The organism is Streptomyces sp. NPDC060064 (genome assembly GCF_042736455.1).
In the GTDB taxonomy this organism is placed as follows: Bacteria; Actinomycetota; Actinomycetes; order Streptomycetales; family Streptomycetaceae; genus Streptomyces.
Window position 1 is genome coordinate 71,672 of sequence record NZ_JBHWWF010000018.1, and the last position, 19,436, is coordinate 91,107.

The 19,436-nt window shown below is 69.0% G+C and carries 17 protein-coding genes and 1 riboswitch; of the genes, 16 read left to right on the forward strand and 1 reads right to left on the reverse strand.

What is annotated here, in order from left to right:
- Positions 1–63 precede the first annotated feature (63 nt).
- The 15 genes from ACFWDI_RS21950 (at position 64) to ACFWDI_RS22020 (ending at position 15,729) form a co-directional block, all read left to right on the forward strand.
- Positions 64–993: an ABC transporter permease gene (locus tag ACFWDI_RS21950; protein ID WP_385306175.1), complete on the forward strand. Its 930-nt coding sequence runs from the start codon at positions 64–66 to the stop codon at positions 991–993.
- Positions 986–1,768 carry an ABC transporter ATP-binding protein gene (locus ACFWDI_RS21955; RefSeq protein ID WP_385306176.1) on the forward strand — a complete coding sequence of 261 codons (783 nt, stop codon included), beginning with the start codon at positions 986–988 and terminating at the stop codon, positions 1,766–1,768. Before ACFWDI_RS21950 ends, ACFWDI_RS21955 begins: the two co-directional genes overlap by 8 nt.
- Positions 1,769–2,227: 459 nt before the next feature.
- Positions 2,228–3,139 carry a squalene synthase HpnC gene (gene hpnC / locus ACFWDI_RS21960; protein ID WP_385306178.1) on the forward strand — a complete coding sequence of 304 codons (912 nt, stop codon included), beginning with the start codon at positions 2,228–2,230 and terminating at the stop codon, positions 3,137–3,139.
- A gap of 8 nt (positions 3,140–3,147) precedes the next feature.
- Positions 3,148–4,086 carry a presqualene diphosphate synthase HpnD gene (hpnD, locus tag ACFWDI_RS21965; protein ID WP_327327289.1) on the forward strand — a complete coding sequence of 313 codons (939 nt, stop codon included), beginning with the start codon at positions 3,148–3,150 and terminating at the stop codon, positions 4,084–4,086.
- Positions 4,086–4,172: a DUF6380 family protein gene (locus ACFWDI_RS21970; protein WP_362683427.1), complete on the forward strand. Its 87-nt coding sequence runs from the start codon at positions 4,086–4,088 to the stop codon at positions 4,170–4,172. The genes hpnD and ACFWDI_RS21970 overlap by 1 nt, the downstream gene beginning before the upstream one ends.
- Positions 4,169–5,557: a hydroxysqualene dehydroxylase HpnE gene (gene hpnE / locus ACFWDI_RS21975; protein ID WP_385306180.1), complete on the forward strand. Its 1,389-nt coding sequence runs from the start codon at positions 4,169–4,171 to the stop codon at positions 5,555–5,557. The genes ACFWDI_RS21970 and hpnE overlap by 4 nt, the downstream gene beginning before the upstream one ends.
- A gap of 38 nt (positions 5,558–5,595) precedes the next feature.
- Positions 5,596–6,672, forward strand: a complete 1,077-nt coding sequence (locus ACFWDI_RS21980) for a polyprenyl synthetase family protein (RefSeq protein WP_362683430.1) — start codon at positions 5,596–5,598, stop codon at positions 6,670–6,672.
- A 113-nt stretch (positions 6,673–6,785) separates the two neighbouring features.
- Positions 6,786–8,786 carry a squalene--hopene cyclase gene (gene shc / locus ACFWDI_RS21985; RefSeq protein WP_385306182.1) on the forward strand — a complete coding sequence of 667 codons (2,001 nt, stop codon included), beginning with the start codon at positions 6,786–6,788 and terminating at the stop codon, positions 8,784–8,786.
- Positions 8,786–9,439, forward strand: a complete 654-nt coding sequence (locus tag ACFWDI_RS21990; RefSeq protein WP_385306183.1) for a 1-hydroxy-2-methyl-2-butenyl 4-diphosphate reductase — start codon at positions 8,786–8,788, stop codon at positions 9,437–9,439. The genes shc and ACFWDI_RS21990 overlap by 1 nt, the downstream gene beginning before the upstream one ends.
- 5 nt (positions 9,440–9,444) lie before the next feature.
- A complete protein-coding gene (hpnH, locus tag ACFWDI_RS21995) occupies positions 9,445–10,467 on the forward strand; it encodes an adenosyl-hopene transferase HpnH (RefSeq protein ID WP_385306184.1) in 1,023 nt (340 codons plus the stop codon).
- Between the two features lie 4 nt (positions 10,468–10,471).
- Entirely contained in the window at positions 10,472–11,638 is a 1,167-nt protein-coding gene (ispG, locus tag ACFWDI_RS22000) for a flavodoxin-dependent (E)-4-hydroxy-3-methylbut-2-enyl-diphosphate synthase (protein ID WP_385306186.1), read from the forward strand.
- 24 nt (positions 11,639–11,662) lie between these two features.
- Complete coding sequence (gene dxs, locus ACFWDI_RS22005) at positions 11,663–13,537, forward strand: 1-deoxy-D-xylulose-5-phosphate synthase (RefSeq protein WP_385306187.1); 1,875 nt, start codon at positions 11,663–11,665, stop codon at positions 13,535–13,537.
- A 3-nt stretch (positions 13,538–13,540) separates the two neighbouring features.
- Positions 13,541–14,935, forward strand: a complete 1,395-nt coding sequence (locus tag ACFWDI_RS22010; protein ID WP_385306189.1) for an aspartate aminotransferase family protein — start codon at positions 13,541–13,543, stop codon at positions 14,933–14,935.
- A gap of 57 nt (positions 14,936–14,992) precedes the next feature.
- Complete coding sequence (locus ACFWDI_RS22015) at positions 14,993–15,577, forward strand: helix-turn-helix domain-containing protein (RefSeq protein WP_385306191.1); 585 nt, start codon at positions 14,993–14,995, stop codon at positions 15,575–15,577.
- 20 nt (positions 15,578–15,597) lie between these two features.
- The gene (locus tag ACFWDI_RS22020; protein ID WP_327327298.1) at positions 15,598–15,729 is read left to right on the forward strand and encodes a DUF6126 family protein; all 132 of its coding nucleotides are present in this window, start codon (positions 15,598–15,600) and stop codon (positions 15,727–15,729) included.
- A 48-nt stretch (positions 15,730–15,777) separates the two neighbouring features.
- Here the strand turns inward: ACFWDI_RS22020 and ACFWDI_RS22025 are convergent, their stop codons facing one another.
- Complete coding sequence (locus tag ACFWDI_RS22025; protein WP_385306192.1) at positions 15,778–16,590, reverse strand: tyrosine-protein phosphatase; 813 nt, start codon at positions 16,588–16,590, stop codon at positions 15,778–15,780.
- A 182-nt stretch (positions 16,591–16,772) separates the two neighbouring features.
- Between ACFWDI_RS22025 and ACFWDI_RS22030 the strand changes: the two genes are divergently transcribed.
- Entirely contained in the window at positions 16,773–18,866 is a 2,094-nt protein-coding gene (locus ACFWDI_RS22030) for an alpha-galactosidase (RefSeq protein WP_385306194.1), read from the forward strand.
- Between the two features lie 412 nt (positions 18,867–19,278).
- A riboswitch (cyclic di-AMP (ydaO/yuaA leader) is annotated at positions 19,279–19,433 on the forward strand.
- Positions 19,434–19,436: the final 3 nt, after the last annotated feature.

Genomic DNA, 19,436 nt, shown 5'->3' on the forward strand with positions numbered 1-19,436 from the left:
GACCGGCGACGTCCGAAGCAGCGCCCGACCTGCCGCGCATCTTGAACACGAAAGTTTCAACTTGTGAGTGACACAACCCATGACGGTGCGATCGCGATGACCGCCCCGCCATCTCCCGACGAAGGCCTGACCTCGGCGCAGCTCGCGGCCAAGTACGGCCTGTCGGTGAGCGGTGCCCGGCCGGGGCTCGTCGAGTACATCAGGCAGCTCTGGGGCCGGCGCCACTTCATCCTGGCGTTCTCCTCGGCGAAGCTGACCGCGCAGTACAGCCAGGCCAAGCTGGGCCAGCTCTGGCAGGTGGCGACCCCGCTGCTGAACGCGGCCGTCTACTACATGATCTTCGGCCTGATCCTCGATTCGGGCCGGGGGATGGACAAGGCGGTCTTCATCCCCTTCCTCGTGACGGGTGTGTTCGTCTTCACGTTCACCCAGACCTCGGTGATGGCCGGTGTCCGGGCGATCTCGGGCAATCTGGGGCTGGTGCGGGCGCTGCACTTCCCGCGCGCCGCACTGCCGATCTCGTTCGCGCTGCAGCAGCTGCAGCAGCTGATGTTCTCGATGATCGTGCTGTTCGTCATCGCGGCCTCGTTCGGCAGCTATCCGTCGCTCAGCTGGTTGCTGATCTTGCCCGCGCTGGCCATGCAGTTCGTGTTCAACATCGGGCTGGCCCTGATCATGGCGAGGCTGGGCAGTAATACACCGGACCTTGCCCAGCTGATGCCATTCATCATGCGCACCTGGATGTACGCCTCGGGCGTCATGTTCTCCATCTCGGTGATGCTCAAGGGCAAGCCGGAGTGGATCACCCATGTGCTGATGTACAACCCGGCGGCGATCTACATGGACCTGATCCGGTTCGCGCTGATCGACGGGTACGGCGCGTCCAACCTGCCGCCGCATGTCTGGGTGGCCGGAGCCCTCTGGGCCGTGCTGCTGGGCGTCGCAGGCTTTGTGTACTTCTGGAAGGCTGAGGAGCGGTACGGCCGTGGCTGACAACGACCAGGGACGCATCCCGACTGTCATCGCCGACGATGTGCACATCGTGTACCGGGTCAGCGGCGGCAGCGGCGGCAAGGGCAGTGCGACCGCGGCGCTGAGCCGCATACTCCGCCGTGACAAGCGAGAGTCCCGCGGTATCCGCAAGGTGCACGCCGTACGCGGTGTCTCCTTCACCGCGTACCGCGGCGAAGCGATCGGCCTGATCGGCACCAACGGCTCCGGCAAGTCGACCCTGCTGCGCGCCATCGCGGGCCTGCTGCCGACGGAGAGCGGCAAGGTCTACACCGACGGTCAGCCCTCCCTGCTCGGCGTCAATGCCGCGCTCATGGGCGATCTGACCGGCGAGCGCAACGTCATTCTCGGCGGACTGGCCATGGGCATGACGCGTGAGGAGATCCGCGATCGCTACGAGGGGATCGTGGACTTCTCCGGAATCAACGAGAAGGGCGACTTCATCACCCTTCCGATGCGCACCTACTCCTCCGGCATGGGAGCGAGGCTCCGCTTCTCCATCGCCGCGGCCAAGAACCACGACGTCCTGATGATCGACGAGGCTCTGGCGACCGGTGACCGCAAGTTCCAGATCCGTTCCGAGGAACGAATCCGGGAGCTCCGAAAGGAGGCCGGCACGGTCTTCCTGGTCTCTCACGGTGCCAAGTCGATCAGGGACACCTGCGACCGCGTCCTGTGGCTGGAGAGGGGCGAACTCCTGATGGACGGCCCGACCGACGAGGTCATCAGGGCGTACGAGAAGGAGACCGGCAAGTAGTCCGGTCCCGATCGAAGTCCGGGTCGAAGGCTCCCGTCGTGACATCCAGGCGGGGGCCTTTTTTGGGGCTCGGCTCGCCTCGCGGTGGAGGCCGTGCCCTTCGGGGGGACGGCCGGGCAGGAGTCGCCACCGCTCCGGGCCGGGATCGTCAAGTGAAGGTCAAGTCCTGTGTCGCCAGGGATGGTTGACCGGGATTGGAGTGTTCTTGTAACGCGCGCAGCACCCCGACGTATCACTGGGCGTTGTACAACGTAAGCTGTACCGGTGCTGAATTGCGGCAAGTAGGGCGATACTCCCTAGGAATCCTGTCCGCCGGGCGGTCTCCCAGCGGGGAGGATGGGCGGCGTGTCCGAAATAGGATGTATTGGGTCGGCAGTGTAGAACGGGAGATGTGACGGCAATGACGGAAAATCTCCAGCTCCGCGAGGCTTTCGCCGTCCCCGCACCGGGCAGCGCGCCATGACTGGCACCCGGATGGCGCGCCCCGAGGCATCCGTGCGCGCCACACTCGACAAGGCCGCGGACGAGAACTTCCCCGTGGCCCCCTTCTTCCTGCCGCGCGCCTGGCGCGACGACCTGATGGCCGTCTACGGCTACGCCCGCCTCGTCGACGACATCGGTGACGGCGACCTCGCACCCGGCGGCGCGGACGCCCGTCACCTCGGCGTGGACCCGGCACTGGCCGAGGACCGGCTCGCCGTGCTCGACGCCTTCGAGGCCGATCTGCGGCGCGTCTTCGACGCCACGCCGCGGCATCCCCTGCTGCGCGCCCTCCAACCGACGGTGCGCCGCCGCTCGCTCACCGCCGAGCCCTTCCTCGGCCTGATCGAGGCAAACCGCCAGGACCAGCTGGTACGGCGCTACAAGACGTACGACGATCTCCTCGCCTACTGCGAGCTGTCCGCCAACCCCGTCGGCCGCCTGGTGCTGCAGATCACCGGCACCGCCAGCCCCGAGCGCGTACGCCGCTCCGACGCCGTGTGCACCGCGCTCCAGATCATCGAACACCTCCAGGACGTGACCGAGGACCTGGGGCGCGACCGGGTCTATCTGCCGGCCGAGGACATGGAGCGGTTCCGCGTCACGGAGGCCGACCTCGCCGCGGGAACCGGGAGCGCGTCGGTGCGCGTCCTGGTCGCATACGAAGCTGAACGCGCCCGGCAGCTGCTGAATGAAGGCACCCCACTGGTGGGTAGCGTCCACGGCAGGCTGCGGCTGCTGCTCGCCGGATTCGTGGCCGGGGGGCTCGCCGCCCTCACCGCGATCGCGGACACCGGACACGATGTCCTGCCAGGACCGCCCAAGCCCACCAAGGCGAATCTGCTGCGTGAAGTGGGAGCTGTCTTGCGAAGAGCGCGTAGAGAGGGGTGAGCCGGACGATGGAGGGACCGACGGAGGTGTCCGCACCGGTGCAGGCCGCGTACAGCTACTGCGAGGCCGTCACCGGACAGCAGGCGCGCAACTTCGCCTACGGCATCAGGCTGCTGCCGACCGAGAAGCGCCAGGCGATGTCGGCGCTGTACGCGTTCTCGCGACGTGTCGATGACATCGGCGACGGCACCCTCGAGCCGAAGGCCAAGGAGGACCGGCTCGAGGGCACGCGGGACCTGCTGGACCGGATCCGGCAGGACGCGGTCGACGAGGACGACATCGACCCGGTCGCCGTGGCGCTCGCGGACGCGGCGCGTCGCTTCCCGCTCCCGCTCGGCGGGCTCGACGAACTCATCAACGGCGTGCTGATGGACGTGCGCGGCGAGACGTACGAAACCTGGGACGACCTGAAGGTCTACTGCCGGTGTGTCGCGGGCGCGATCGGGCGTCTCTCGCTCGGCGTGTTCGGCACCCAGCCCGGTGCGCGTGGCGCCGAGCGCGCCGCCGAGTACGCCGACACGCTCGGCCTCGCCCTCCAACTCACCAACATCCTCAGGGACATTCGCGAGGACGCGGGCAGCGGACGCACCTATCTGCCCGCCGACGACCTCGCCAAGTTCGGCTGCTCCGCGGGCTTCCGCACCACCACCCCGCCGCCCGGGTCCGACTTCGCCGGCCTGGTGCACTTCGAAGTCCGGCGCGCCCGCACGCTCTTCGCCGAGGGCTACCGGCTGCTGCCGATGCTCGACCGGCGCAGCGGCGCCTGTGTCGCCGCGATGGCCGGCATCTACCGCCGACTGCTCGACCGCATCGAGCGCGACCCCGAGGCGGTGCTGCGCGGCCGCGTGTCCCTGCCCGGACGCGAGAAGGCCTACGTCGCCGTGCGTGGCCTGTCCGGACTCGACGCCCGGCACATCACCCGGCAGACCCTCAGGGGGCGTTCCTGATGCCGGCGCACGCGCACAAGCGGCGGGCAACCGTCCGCCACGGCGCGGCGTCCTTGACGGCAACGGCCCGAGGGGAGGTCGCATGACGAACGACGACGACATGCGGTCCCGGCACGCGGTGGTGGTCGGCGGGGGACTCGCCGGAGTCACCGCGGCACTGCAACTCGCCGGCGCGGGAGTCCGCGTCACGCTGGTCGAAGGCCGCCCTCGTCTGGGCGGTCTCGCCTTCTCCTTCCGCCGCGGCGACCTCACCGTCGACAACGGCCAGCATGTGTATCTGCGCTGCTGCGCCGCATACCGCTGGTTCCTCGAGCGGGTCGGCGGTGCTCATCTCGCCCCGCTCCAGGACCGGTTGGACGTACCGGTGCTGGACGTGGCGCGCGCGCGGGGCCCGCGGCTCGGACGGCTGCGCCGCACCGCGCTGCCCGTGCCGCTGCACCTGGCCGGCAGCCTCGCCACCTACCCGCACCTCTCGCTCGCCGAGCGGGCGAGTGTCGGGCGCGCCGCGCTCGCCCTCGGAAAGCTCGACCCGGCCGACCCGGCGCTGGACGGTATCGACTTCGCCACCTGGCTGGGCCGCCACGGCCAGTCCCAGCGCACCATCGACGCCCTCTGGGACCTCGTCGGCGTGGCGACCCTGAACGCCACCGCGCCGAATGCCTCGATGGGCCTTGCCGCGATGGTCTTCAAGACCGGGCTGCTCTCCGAGCCCGGCGCCGCCGACATCGGCTGGGCGCGCGTGCCGCTCGGCGAACTCCACGACACGCTGGCTCGCAAGGCCCTCGACTCCGCAGGCGTACGCACCGAACTGTCGACCCGCGTGAAGGACATCTCCCGGGCGGAGTACGGCCGCTGGCACGTCGAGGTGGACGGCGAGCAGCTGGAAGCCGACACCGTCGTGCTCGCCGTACCGCAGCGAGAGACCCACGCCCTGCTGCCCGAAGGGGCGCTCCCGGACCCCGACCGGCTGCTCGACATCGGCACCGCGCCGATCCTCAACATCCATGTCCTGTACGACCGCAAGGTGCTGCGCCGCCCCTTCTTCGCCGCGCTCGGCACTCCGGTCCAGTGGGTCTTCGACCGCACCGAGGCCTCGGGCCTGCAGCACGGCCAGTATCTGGCGCTGTCCCAGTCCGCCGCCGAGGACGAGATCGACGCGCCCGTCGCCGTACTGCGCGAGCGGTATCTACCCGAGCTGGAACGGCTGCTGCCCGCCGCGCGCGGCGCCCACGTACGCGACTTCTTCGTGACCCGGGAGCGGACGGCGACCTTCGCCCCGGCCCCGGGAGTCGGCAGGCTGCGACCCGGCGCGCAGACCCGCGCCCCCGGCCTGTACCTTGCGGGCGCGTGGACCGCCACCGGCTGGCCCGCGACCATGGAGAGCGCCGTGCGCAGTGGCTTCAGCGCCGCGGGTGCCGCACTCTCCGCGCTCGGCCGCCCCCATGAACATCCGCTCAAGGAGGCGGCGTGAGTCTGAGTACTGGAACAAGAGGAGAGACCGTGCCGACTGTGCCCTCGGCGAATCCGGCTGGTGACACCGCAGCCGGAGGAGAGAGCCTGGACACCCTTGCGTTGCTTGAACGCGGGCGGACCATGTCCACCCCGGTGCTGCGCGCCGCCGTGGACCGGCTCGCGCCGCCCATGGACACCGTCGCGGCCTATCACTTCGGATGGATCGACGCGGAGGGACGGCCCTCCGCCGGGGACGGCGGCAAGGCTGTACGGCCGGCGCTCGCACTGCTCTCCGCCGAGGCGGCCGGAGCAGCGCCCGAGGTGGGCGTGCCCGGCGCGGTCGCCGTGGAGCTGGTGCACAACTTCTCGCTGCTGCACGACGACCTGATGGACGGCGACGAGCAGCGCCGCCACCGGGACACCGTCTGGAAGGTCCACGGCCCGGCCCAGGCGATCCTCGTCGGCGACGCGCTCTTCGCGCTCGCCAACGAGGTCCTGCTCGAGCTCGGCACGGTCGAGGCGGGGCGTGCCACACGCCGGCTGACCACCGCCACGCGCAAGCTGATCGACGGCCAGGCCCAGGACATCTCCTACGAGCACCGCGAGCGGGTCACCGTCGAGGAGTGCCTGGAGATGGAGGGCAACAAGACGGGCGCGCTGCTGGCCTGCGCCGTCTCCATCGGCGCGGTGCTCGGCGGGGCGGACGACAGGACCGCCGACACGCTGGAGGCGTACGGCTACCACCTCGGCCTCGCCTTCCAGGCCGTCGACGATCTGCTCGGCATCTGGGGCGACCCTGTCTCCACCGGCAAGCAGACCTGGAGCGATCTGCGCCAGCGCAAGAAGTCCCTGCCGGTCGTCGCCGCACTCGCCGCGGGCGGACCGGCCTCACAGCGCCTCGGGGAGCTACTCGCGGCCGACGCCAAGAGCAATGACTTCGACAGCTTCTCCGAGGAAGAGTTCGCGATCAGGGCGGCCCTGATCGAGGAGGCGGGCGGCCGCGAGTGGACCTCGCAGGAGGCCCGCAGGCAGCACGCCGTCGCGATCGAGGCCCTCAGCGGTGTCGACATGCCGGAACAGGTGCGGGCGCAGCTCGTCGCGCTCGCGGACTTCGTCGTCGTACGAAAGAGATGATCGATATCGCCTGCCGCATATGAATCGCAGTCGCCGGCCGGTGCACGGGCAACCGTGCGCCGGCCGACGGAGACCCCAGCACAGCAGAGAGCCACTGCATCGAAGGGGAAGCCATGACAGCGACGACCGACGGAAGCAGCGGGCCCGCGTGGGCCGGCGCAACCGCGGCCAGTGAAACAACCGAAACGACATCCGCCGCGAGCGCCGTTCTCGACGCCGCAGGGCGGGCCGCGGAACGCTCCGTAGAGCATCTGCTGGGTCGGCAGGACGCCCAGGGCTGGTGGAAGGGCGACCTCGAAACCAATGTGACGATGGACGCGGAGGATTTACTGCTCCGCCAGTTCCTCGGCATCCAGGACGCTGTGACCACCGAGGCGTCCGCCCGTTTCATCCGCGGCGAGCAGCGCGACGACGGCACCTGGGCCACCTTCTACGGCGGTCCCGGTGAACTCTCCACCACCATCGAGGCGTACGTCGCCCTGCGGCTGGCCGGCGACCGGCCCGACGACCCGCACATGGCGCGCGCCTCCGGCTGGATCCGCGAGCAGGGCGGCATGGCCGCGAGCCGGGTCTTCACCCGGATCTGGCTGGCCCTCTTCGGTTGGTGGAAGTGGGACGACCTGCCCGAGCTGCCGCCCGAGCTGATCTTCCTGCCCAAGTGGTTCCCGCTGAACATCTACGACTTCGGCTGCTGGGCGCGGCAGACCATCGTTCCGCTCACCGTGGTCTCCGCGAAGCGGCCGGTGCGGCCCGCGCCGTTCGCGCTCGACGAGCTGCACATCGACGCCCGGGTGCCGAACCCGCCCAAACCACTTGCGCCCCCCGCGAGTTGGGACGGGTTCTTCCAGCGCGCCGACAAGGCGCTGCACGCGTACCACAAGCTCGTACCGCGACGGCTGCGGCGCGTCGCGATGAACGCCGCCGCTCGCTGGATCATCGAGCGCCAGGAGAACGACGGCTGCTGGGGCGGAATCCAGCCGCCCGCCGTGTACTCCGTGATCGCCCTGCACCTCCTCGGCTACGACCTCCAGCACCCCGTCATGCGGGCGGGCCTGGAGTCGCTGGACCGCTTCGCCGTGTGGCGCGAGGACGGCGCCCGCATGATCGAGGCCTGTCAGTCACCGGTCTGGGACACCTGCCTCGCCACCATCGCGCTCGCCGACGCCGGGCTGGCAGCGGACCACCCCGCGCTCGTGAAGGCCGCCGACTGGATGCTGGGCGAGGAGATCGTACGGCCCGGCGACTGGTCCGTACGCAGGCCCGGACTGGCCCCGGGCGGCTGGGCGTTCGAGTTCCACAATGACAACTACCCGGACATCGACGACACGGCCGAGGTCATCCTCGCCCTGAGGAGGGTCAAGCACGCCGACCCGACGCAGGTCGATGCGGCGATCGGGCGGGGCGCGCGCTGGACCATGGGCATGCAGTCCAGGAACGGCGCCTGGGCCGCGTTCGACGCAGACAACACCAGCGCGTTCCCCAACCGGCTGCCGTTCTGCGACTTCGGCGAGGTCATCGACCCGCCGTCGGCCGACGTCACCGCGCATGTCGTCGAGATGCTGGCCCATGAGGGCAAGGCTCACCACCCCCGTACCCGGCGCGGCATCGAGTGGCTGCTCGCCGAACAGGAGACGAACGGAGCCTGGTTCGGGCGCTGGGGCGTCAACTACGTATACGGGACAGGGTCGGTGGTGCCGGCGCTGATCGCGGCCGGAATGTCCGCCGCGCACCCCGCCGTCCGCCGTGCCGTCCGCTGGCTCAGATCCGTTCAGAACGACGACGGAGGCTGGGGCGAGGACCTGCGCTCGTATCGCGAGGAGAAGTGGATCGGCCACGGTGACTCCACCGCGTCCCAGACGGCCTGGGCGCTGCTCGCCCTGCTCGCGGCGGGGGAGCGGGAGAGCGAGTCGGCGGAGCGGGGAGTGGTCTGGCTCGTCGAGAACCAGCAGTCGGACGGCTCCTGGGACGAGCCGCACTTCACCGGCACCGGCTTCCCCTGGGACTTCTCCATCAACTACCACCTCTACCGGCAGGTCTTCCCGCTCACGGCGCTCGGTCGCTATGTGCACGGGGAGCCCTTCGCCGACCGCACGGACAGTCGCAAGGGGGGCTGATGGAAGCGTCCTCGGAGGAGTCCGGCGCCGCCGCGCCCCTGCTGATCGCCTGTGCGCTCGGCATCGAGAAGCTCGCCCTGCGCAGCGGCGACCGCAGTGGCGCGCGCGGCCAGGTCACCCTGCTCCGTACGGGTATGGGGCCGGCCAACGCGGAACGTGCCGTACTCGGTGCGATGCGCGAGGGTCCGCTGGGCGGTGCGGTGGTTGTCGCCGCCGGTTTCTGCGCGGGCCTCGCCCCGGGCATGCATCCCGGGGACCTCGTCGTCGCCGACGAGACGCGCGACACCACCGGCGTCACGGCCTGCACACACACAGAACTGCTGGTCAAGGCGGTGACCCGGGCCGTACCCGGACGCACCGTGCACACCGGCCCACTGACCGGGTCCGACCATGTCGTACGCGGGCAGGAGCGTGCCGAGCTGCGTGCCACCGGGGCGATCGCGGTGGACATGGAGTCCGCGGCCACGCTGCGCAGCGCTCTGAGCACCGGGCCCCGCCCGGTTGCGGCCGTCCGGGTGGTCGTGGACGCTCCAGAGCATGAACTGGTCCGTATTAGCACGGTGCGCGGTGGAATATCAGCTTTCCGTGTTCTTCGCGCCATCCTTCCCGCTTTCTACGAATGGCACCGTTCTTTGCTGCTCCCCAGGAGGTGAGCTAGATGGCCATGCCGCTCCGTCAGACCATCAGGGTCGGGACTTATCTCATTGAACAGAAGCTCCGCAAGCGTGAGAAGTTTCCGCTCATCGTCGAGCTGGAGCCTCTCTTCGCCTGCAATCTGAAGTGCGAGGGCTGCGGGAAGATCCAGCACCCGGCCGGGATTCTGAAGCAGCGCATGCCGGTCGCGCAGGCAGTCGGGGCGGTGCTCGAGTCCGGGGCCCCGATGGTCTCGATCGCAGGCGGCGAGCCGCTGATGCACCCTCAGATCGACGAAATCGTGCGGCAATTGGTGGCCAAGAAGAAGTACGTGTTCCTCTGCACCAACGCCATGCTGCTGCGCAAGAAGATCGAGGAGTTCACCCCTTCTCCCTACTTCGCCTTTGCCGTGCACATCGACGGGCTGCGCGAGCGGCACGACGAGTCGGTCGCCAAGGAAGGTGTGTTCGACGAGGCGGTGGAGGCGATCAAGGAGGCCAAGAAGCGCGGCTTCCGGGTCACCACCAACTCCACCTTCTTCAACACCGACACCCCGCAGACCGTCATCGAGGTGCTCAACTTCCTCAATGACGACCTGAAGGTGGACGAGATGATGATCTCGCCCGCGTACGCCTACGAGAAGGCGCCCGACCAGGAGCACTTCCTGGGCGTCGAGCAGACCCGTGAGCTGTTCAAGAAGTCCTTCGCCGGCGGCAACCGGCGACGCTGGCGGCTCAATCACTCGCCGCTCTTCCTCGACTTCCTCGAGGGCAAGGCGGACTTCCCGTGCACGGCGTGGGCGATCCCCAACTACTCGCTCTTCGGCTGGCAGCGCCCCTGCTATCTGATGGCCGACGGATACGTCCCCACCTACCGGGAGCTCATCGAGGAGACCGACTGGAGCAAGTACGGCCGCGGCAAGGACCCGCGCTGCGCCAACTGCATGGCGCACTGCGGCTACGAGCCCACCGCCGTCCTCGCCACCATGGGCTCCCTCAAGGAGTCCCTCCGGGCGGCGCGCGACACCGTCTCGGGAAACCGCGGGTGACGTGATGCCCGCAGGGAAGCCAGTCGCACTGGGGCTGCCCGAGCTGCCGGCCAGGCCGATCGCGATGCGCCGCACCTCGCGGCGCATCCAGGTCGGCACTGTGGCCGTCGGCGGGGACGCCCCGGTGTCGGTGCAGTCGATGACGACCACACGCACCTCCGACATCGGCGCGACGCTGCAGCAGATCGCCGAACTGACCGCGTCCGGTTGCCAGATCGTACGAGTCGCCTGCCCGACCCAGGACGACGCGGACGCGCTGGCCACCATCGCGCGCAAGTCCCAGATCCCCGTGATCGCGGACATCCACTTCCAGCCGAAGTACGTCTTCGCTGCGATCGACGCCGGCTGCGCTGCCGTCCGGGTCAACCCGGGCAACATCAAGCAGTTCGACGACAAGGTCAAGGAGATCGCCCGAGCCGCGGCGGATGCGGGGATTCCGATCCGGATCGGGGTGAACGCCGGATCGCTCGATGCCCGGCTCCTCGCCACGTACGGCAAGGCGACGCCCGAGGCGCTCGTCGAGTCCGCGCTGTGGGAGGCGTCCCTTTTCGAGGAGCACGGCTTCCGCGACATCAAGATCTCGGTCAAGCACAACGACCCGGTGGTGATGGTGGGCGCCTACCGGCAGCTGGCGGCCGCCTGTGACTATCCGCTGCATCTGGGCGTCACGGAGGCGGGACCGGCGTTCCAGGGGACGATCAAGTCGGCCGTTGCCTTCGGCGCGCTGCTGAGCGAGGGCATCGGCGACACCATCCGGGTCTCGCTCTCCGCCCCGCCCGCCGAAGAGGTCAAGGTCGGCATCCAGATCCTGGAGTCCCTGAATCTGCGGCAGCGGCGGCTGGAGATCGTGTCCTGCCCGTCCTGCGGTCGGGCGCAGGTGGATGTGTACAAGCTCGCCGACCAGGTCACGGCGGGTCTCGAGGGGATGGAGGTGCCGCTGCGCGTCGCCGTCATGGGGTGTGTCGTCAACGGCCCCGGCGAGGCGAGGGAAGCGGACCTCGGTGTGGCGTCGGGCAATGGGAAGGGTCAGATCTTTGTGAAGGGCGAGGTCATCAAGACCGTGCCCGAGTCGAAGATCGTCGAGACCCTCATCGAAGAGGCGATGAAGATCGCCGTATCCATGGAGGACGCAGGGGTGACCTCCGGGCAGCCCGCCGTCACCGTGAGCTGATCAGCATGTGAAGGGGGTCCGACCGTGACGATTCTTGAGACCATCAGGGGGCCGCGCGATCTCAAGGCGCTGACGGATGCGGAACTCGAAGATCTCGCAGAGGAGATCAGAGAGTTCCTGGTCCATGCGGTGGCCAGAACAGGGGGCCATCTGGGGCCGAACCTCGGGGTGGTGGAGCTGACCGTCGCCCTGCACCGGGTCTTCGACTCGCCCGTCGACCGCATCCTCTGGGACACCGGGCACCAGAGCTACGTACACAAACTGCTCACCGGCCGACAGGACTTCTCCAAGCTGCGCGGCAAGGGCGGTCTCTCCGGCTACCCGTCCCGCGAGGAGTCCGAGCACGACGTCATCGAGAACTCCCACGCCTCGACCGTGCTCGGCTGGGCGGACGGCCTGGCCAAGGCACATCAGGTGCTGGGCAGCAGCGACCATGTCGTCGCGGTCATCGGCGACGGCGCGCTCACCGGCGGTATGGCCTGGGAGGCGCTCAACAACATCGCCGCGGCCAAGGACCGGCCACTGATCATCGTGGTGAACGACAACGAGCGGTCCTACGCGCCGACCATCGGCGGCCTCGCCAACCACCTCGCCACCCTCCGTACCACCGACGGCTACGAGCGGATGCTGGCCTGGGGCAAGGACGTTCTTCAGCACACACCCGTGGTCGGGAAGCCGCTGTACGAATCGCTGCACGGCGCGAAGAAGGGGTTCAAGGACGCCTTCGCACCGCAGGGGATGTTCGAGGATCTGGGCCTGAAATACCTGGGGCCGATCGACGGACACGACATAGCGGCCGTCGAGTCCGCGCTGCGCCGCGCGAAACGCTTCCACGGGCCCGTACTGGTGCACTGTCTGACCGAGAAGGGGCGGGGCTACCAGCCTGCGCTGGAGGACGACGCCGACCGCTTCCATACCGTCGGCGTGATGGACCCGCTCACCTGCGAGCCGCTCGCCCCCTCCAACAGGCCTTCCTGGACCTCGGTGTTCGGGGACGAGATCGCCGAGATCGGCGCGGAACGGCCGGACGTCGTGGCGATCACCGCCGCGATGCTGCATCCCGTCGGGCTGACCGAGTTCGCCGAGCGGTTCCCCGAGCGGGTGTGGGACGTCGGCATCGCCGAGCAGCACGCCGCGGTCTCCGCGGCCGGGCTGGCCACCGGCGGACTGCACCCGGTCGTCGCCGTGTACGCCACCTTCCTCAACCGCGCCTTCGACCAGCTGCTGATGGATGTCGCCCTGCACAAGTGCGGGGTGACGTTCGTACTGGACCGGGCCGGCGTCACCGGGGTCGACGGGCCCTCCCACAACGGCATGTGGGACATGTCGATCCTGCAGGTCGTCCCGGGGCTGCGGATCGCGGCGCCGCGCGACGCCGACCGGCTGCGCCAGGAGCTGCGCGAGGCCGTCGCCGTGGCAGACGCGCCGACGGTGCTGCGCTTCCCCAAGGAGTCGGTGGGCGAGCCGGTCGAGGCGATCGGCCGGATCGGCGGGATGGACGTACTGCACCGGGCCGACGACGCCGAGGTGCTTCTGGTCTCGGTCGGCGCGCTGGCCGCCGTCTGTCTGCAGGCGGTGGAACTGCTCAGGGGCCGCGGTCTGCGCTGCACCGTGGTGGACCCGCGCTGGGTCAAGCCCGTCGACGAACAGCTCGCACCGCTCGCCGCCCAGCACCGGCTGGTGGCAGTGGTCGAGGACAACAGCCGCAACGGCGGTGTCGGCTCGGCCGTCGGGCAGTCGCTGCGCGACGCCGGCGTGGATGTGCCGCTGCGCACCTTCGGCATCCCCGAGCAGTTCCTCGCGCACGCCAAACGCGGCGAGGTGCTGGCCGACATCGGACTCACCCCGGTCGAGATCGCGGGACGGATCAGTGCCGCCATGGCAGTCAAGGAGAGCTGAGGAATGACCGATCCGCTCAAGGGCTTCGATCTGGCGAGACTCCTCGCGGAGCGCGGGGCCGAGCGCTATGAGCTGCATGCGCGATATCTCAACCACCAGCTGCCGCGCATGCTGCACACCATCGGCTTCGACAAGGTCTATGAGCGGGCCGAGGGCGCGTACTTCTGGGACGCCGACGGCAACGACTATCTCGATATGCTCGCGGGCTTCGGGGTGATGGGGCTCGGCCGGCACCATCCCGTCGTACGCAAGGCGCTGCACGATGTCCTCGACGCCTCGCTCGCGGACCTCACACGCTTCGACTGCCAGCCGCTGCCGGGGCTGCTGGCGGAGAAGCTGCTGAGGCAGAGTCCGCACCTGGACCGGGTGTTCTTCGGCAACAGCGGTACGGAGGCGGTGGAGACGGCGCTGAAGTTCGCCCGGTACGCGACCGGGAAGCCGAGGATCCTCTACTGTTCGCACGCCTTCCACGGGCTGACCACCGGATCGCTGTCGGTCAACGGGGAGGCCGGCTTCCGGGACGGCTTCGCGCCGCTGCTGCCCGACACCGCGATCGAGCTCGGCGATCTGGCCGCGCTGGAGCGGGAGCTGCTGCGGGGCGATGTGGCGGGCTTCGTCGTGGAGCCGATCCAGGGCAAGGGCGTGCATGCGACGCCGCCAGGATTCCTTTACGCCGCACAGGAGTTGCTGCACAAGCACAAGGCGCTGCTGATCGCCGACGAGGTGCAGACCGGCCTCGGCAGGACCGGTGACTTCTACGCGTACCAGTACGAGGCAGGGGTCGAGCCGGATCTGGTCTGTGTGGCGAAGGCGCTCTCGGGCGGGTACGTGCCGGTCGGCGCGACGCTCGGCAAGGACTGGATCTTCAAGAAGGTCTACTCGTCGATGGACCGGGTGCTGGTGCATTCGGCCAGCTTCGGCTCCAACGCCCAGGCGATGGCTGCCGGGCTCGCGGTGCTCGCGGTGCTGGAGGACGAGCATGTCGTGGCGAACGCGCGGGTGACCGGAGAGTTGCTGCGGTCGCGGCTGGCCGCGCTCGTCGACCGCTATGAGCTGCTGCACGAGGTGCGGGGCCGCGGCCTGATGATCGGCATCGAGTTCGGCCGCCCGGACTCGATCAAGCTGCGCGGCCGCTGGACCATGCTGCAGGCGGCCCGCAAGGGTCTCTTCGCGCAGATGGTGGTGGTGCCGCTGCTGCAGAAGCACCGGATCCTCACCCAGGTCTCCGGCGACCACCTGGAAGTGATCAAGCTGATTCCGCCGTTGACCATCGGAGAGCGGGAGGTCGAGCGGTTCGTGGCGGCCTTCACCGCGGTGATGGACGATGCGCACGGCGGTGGCGGGCTGATGTGGGACTTCGGCAAGACGCTGGTGAAGCAGGCGGTCGCCAACCGCTGATTTTGCCCCTGGGGCAAAAAATTTGCCCCAGGGGAAAGATCCTGGCGCAATGGAGGCATGAGCCCCACTGAAGAGGCGGCCACGGTGCTGCCGGATGTCGCGCCACGGCTACGCGATCTGCGCCGCCGCCGTGGCCTCACCCTGGAAGCCGCAGCCCAGCGTGCGGGGCTTTCCCCCGCCCACCTGTCCAGGCTGGAGACGGGCAACCGTCAGCCGTCGCTGCCGATGCTGCTCGCTCTCGCCAGAATCTACGGTACGACAGTCGCGGAGCTCCTCGGCGAGCTCGCGCCGGAGCGCGATCCGATCATCCGCGCCGGCAGCCGGGAGCCCTCCGAGGCCGACGGCTGGACCTACCACCAGACCGGCGGAGCCGGCCGGGCGATGCAGGCCCTGCGGCTGGTGGTTCCGTACGGCAGCCAGGGCGAGCTCGTCCGGGTGCATCCCGGGGAGGAGTGGCTGTACATCCTCAACGGCCGGCTGCGCCTGAGCCTGGGTGACGCAGTCCACGAGCTGGCGCCCGGGGACAGCGCGCACTTCGACTCACTGACCCCGCACCGTCTCGCGGCGGTCGGCCGCGAGGGTGCCGAGCTGCTGTTCGTCCACACGCTGCTGCAGAGCCCCAACCTCCATCCGCACAACTGAGTTCAGAGAAGAGGCCTGTTATGTCCAAGAGCAATGAAGAGCGGTCGTTTCCCCGTGGGCTGGTGATCCGGCTGTTCGCCTATCTGGTGGCGGGCCATCTGTTCGCCGGGTTCCTCTACCTTCTGTTCACGCTGGGCGGCCAGAACCAGTAGGCGGCCGCTCGGCATCCGGCGGCTCCGCATCCTCTGCTCCGCGGTCGCCTACGCCTCGTCGATGAGACGCTCGCGCAGGCGCTCGCGCGTCTCCGGGGCGATCTTCAGGCCCTCGGCGAGGTACCGCTCCGTCGTGCCCCAGGTCTCCTCGATCGTCTCGAAGGCCGCCGCGAGGTACTCGGCGCGCGCGTCGAAGAGCGGGCTCAGCAGCTCCATCACCTCCGGGGACATCCCGGCCGGGGAGTTGTCGCTGCGGCGCACCAGATAACGCCGGTGCGGATCATTGGACTTGAGGTAGTCCGCCTCGATGGCCTCGCGCTCCACGCCGACCGCGAGCAGCGACACGGCGATCGAGATTCCGGCGCGGTCCTTGCCCGCCGCGCAGTGCATCAGCGCCGGGACACTGTCTTCAGCGAGCGCGTGCAGTACGCGGCTGTGCTCGGCGGTGCGATGCTTGATGATCGTCCGGTACGACGTCGACATCCGGCCCGCCGCCTTGCCGTCCGCGAGGATCGACTTCAGCTGGTCGAGATCGCCCTCCCGGACCATCTTCCAGAACTGGGCGCCGTCGGCCGGGTCGGTGAGCGGCAGATTCACATTGCGCACGCCCGGCAGCTCGACGTCCGGGCCCTCCAGCTTCTGGTCCGCGGCATTACGGAAGTCGAAGATCGTGTGCAGGCCCAGGGTGGAGAGGAACGCGGTGTCGCTCTCCGTGGCATGGGCGAGGTGGCCGCTGCGGAAGAGCCGTCCGTACCGCACCCGCCGGCCGTCCACGGTCGGCAGGCCGCCCACGTCCCGGAAGTTGCGCACTCCGGACAGCTCAGGTTCTGTCGACGGGATCTGCGGCAGCTGCTGTGTCACGGGGGCTCCTGAAGTGACAGCCGTCGGCGCTGCTCGCCGACGATGGCGCGTTTCCCGACGATACGACATTGCTTTATCGGGCAATCATCTCGGTTCGTCTCCACAAGAGCGTTGCACCGGCGACGGCTCCCGTCGGATGATGTGCGGACCTGTGCGAACCTGTGAGTATCTGAGGGGTCGGGATGATCGAGAGCGTTGGCAAGGGTCGGACGTGGGTTCTCTCCGGACCGAGGAGCAGTTATGCGCTGCGTCTGACAGACGCTGACGAACTGCTGCATCTCCACTGGGGGCCACGGATCTCCGGCGCCGACGCGGAGGCACTTGCGGCCCAGGGCCTGCCGCCCTACTGGCCGTTCGAGTCACAGCTCGACGGCCACGAGGAGTATCCGGTCGAGGGCGGCCCGCGCTTCGTACGGCCGGCGCTCTCCGTCCGTACGGACACGGTGCGCGGCACCGAGTGGACCTTCGCCGGCGCCGATGAGGTGCATGGCGACGAGCTGAGGCTCCGCTTCACCGACGCTGTACACGGCCTCGGGCTCACCCTGCACCATCGGATGCGCGGCGACGCGGACGTCATCGAGCGCTGGGTCACCGTCACCCATGAGGGCGAGGGCCCCGACCTGGAACTGCTGCGCGCCGATGCCGCCACCTGGACACTGCCGCAGCGCGACAGCTGGCGGCTCAGCCAGCTGCACGGCCGGTGGGCGGCGGAGTCGCTGCTCGTACGGTCGGAGCTGACGTACGGCGAGAAGGTGCTGAGCAGCAGGCGCGGCCACACCGGCCACCAGCATCTGCCCTGGGTCGCGCTGGACGCGGAAGGGGCTACGGAGGAGCGGGGTGAGGTGTACGGCGCCGCGCTCGGCTGGTCCGGGTCCTGGCGGATCTCCGTGGCGCAGCTGCCCGACGGACTCGTACAGATCACCGGCGGAGCCGGCTACGACGACTCCGGGCTGCTGCGGCTCGCACCCGGCCAGTCGTACACCTCGCCCGTCTTCGCCGGACTGTGGAGCGAAGGAGGGTTCGGTGGAGCCAGCAGGGCCTGGCACGCCTGGCAGCTGGCGCATGTGATCCCGGACGCCCAGGCCGAGCGGCCGGTGCTCTACAACTCCTGGGAGGCCACCGGCTTCGACATTTCCGAGGAGCAGCAGCGGGCGCTCGCGCAGCGGGCCGCGGCCATGGGCGTCGAACTGTTCGTGGTGGACGACGCGTGGTTCGGGCAGCGCACCAGCGATCGCGCCGGACTCGGCGACTGGACAGCCAACGCCGAGCGCTTTCCGCGGGGGCTGAAGCCCCTCGCCGACGAAGTGCACGCGCTGGGCATGCAGTTCGGGATCTGGGTCGAACCGGAGATGGTCAATGCCGACAGTGATCTCTATCGCGCGCACCCCGACTGGGTGCAGCACCACCCGGGACGGGGACGGACGGAGTTCCGCAACCAGCTCGTACTGAACCTCGCGCGCGAGGACGTACAGGCCTACCTCTGGGAGCAGTTGGACGGACTGCTCGGCAGCGCGCCCATCGACTATGTGAAATGGGACTTCAACCGCTGCTTCACGGACGCCGGCTGGCCCGGCGAGACATATCCGCAGAAGCTGTGGGTCGAGCATGTGCAGGCGCTGTACGCGCTCCTCGACCGGCTGCGCGCCGCGCATCCCTCGGTCGCCTTCGAGTCCTGCTCGGGCGGCGGTGGCCGGATCGACCTCGGAATTCTGTCCCGGACCGATCAGGTGTGGACCTCCGACAACACCGATCCGCTGGACCGGCTCGCCATCCAGCAGGGCTTCACCCAGCTGCATCCGGCACGGGTCATGGCGGCCTGGGTGACCGACAGTCCCAATGTCCAGCTCAACGGCCGCGTCAGCACGCTCCGCTTCCGCTTTGTGAGCGCCATGGCAGGAGTGCTCGGAGTCGGTGGCGATCTCACCGAGTGGAGCGCGGAGGAGCTCGCCGAGGCGCACGGCTGGGTGGAGCTCTACAAGAAGATCAGGCCGGTGGTTCAGCACGGCGAGCTGTACCGGCTGCGGGCGCCGGAGGGCGGACTGAGCGCCGTGCAGTACGTACGCGGTGACGAGAACGTCGTTCTCGCCTGGCTCCAGGCACAGCACTACGGCGAACAGCCGCCCAGGCTCAGGCTGCGCGGGCTCGATCCGTCAGCCGCGTACGAGTGCCTGGACACGGGCGTCGTACACCGCGGATCCGTGCTCCTGCACCACGGGCTGCACACCGGACTGAAGGGCGACATGGACGCCACGGTGATCCGGCTGCGGCGCCGCTGATTCCGCGCCGCTGATGTGCCCCTCGGGCAAGGGCAGTGAGCCGCGCTGGGATTTCCCGCGACGTGGCATGAATGGGGGGTAAGGAGGACTGCGGGCCATAACTAGGCGATCGTCATTAAATGACGGTTCTGTCCGAATTGGGTGATTCGAGATAATGTGCCCCGTCTCCAAAGGCGGACGGTGCATGGCCGTGAGCGGGATCATATTCGTGACGGTGTGTGGTGGGGCGGCAGGGGTGAATTCCGTTTCCGGGGCGGATGGCGAAGATCCTTGATTTACGGAGGGTTACGGGAATTTCGGGGTCGATATCAAAGGGATCATTGAAGGGCGAAAGCGACAGCTTGTTCCGGTACGCCCATTCGTTTACGGTCACGACCAATCCGGACGGAACGCCTAATCCTGCCGCCGACCGGAATTTCACCCACCCATGTGTGGCAGGAGCGGGGGGCCCAGGTGATGTGCCGATTCCGGACTTCCGGACGGCTTGGGGTGAAGTCGCGCAACTGCGCGGCCGGGCATCTCCAGCCCGAACCCGACAGCTCACCTCGCCGGCGCCGGAGAGGAATTCGC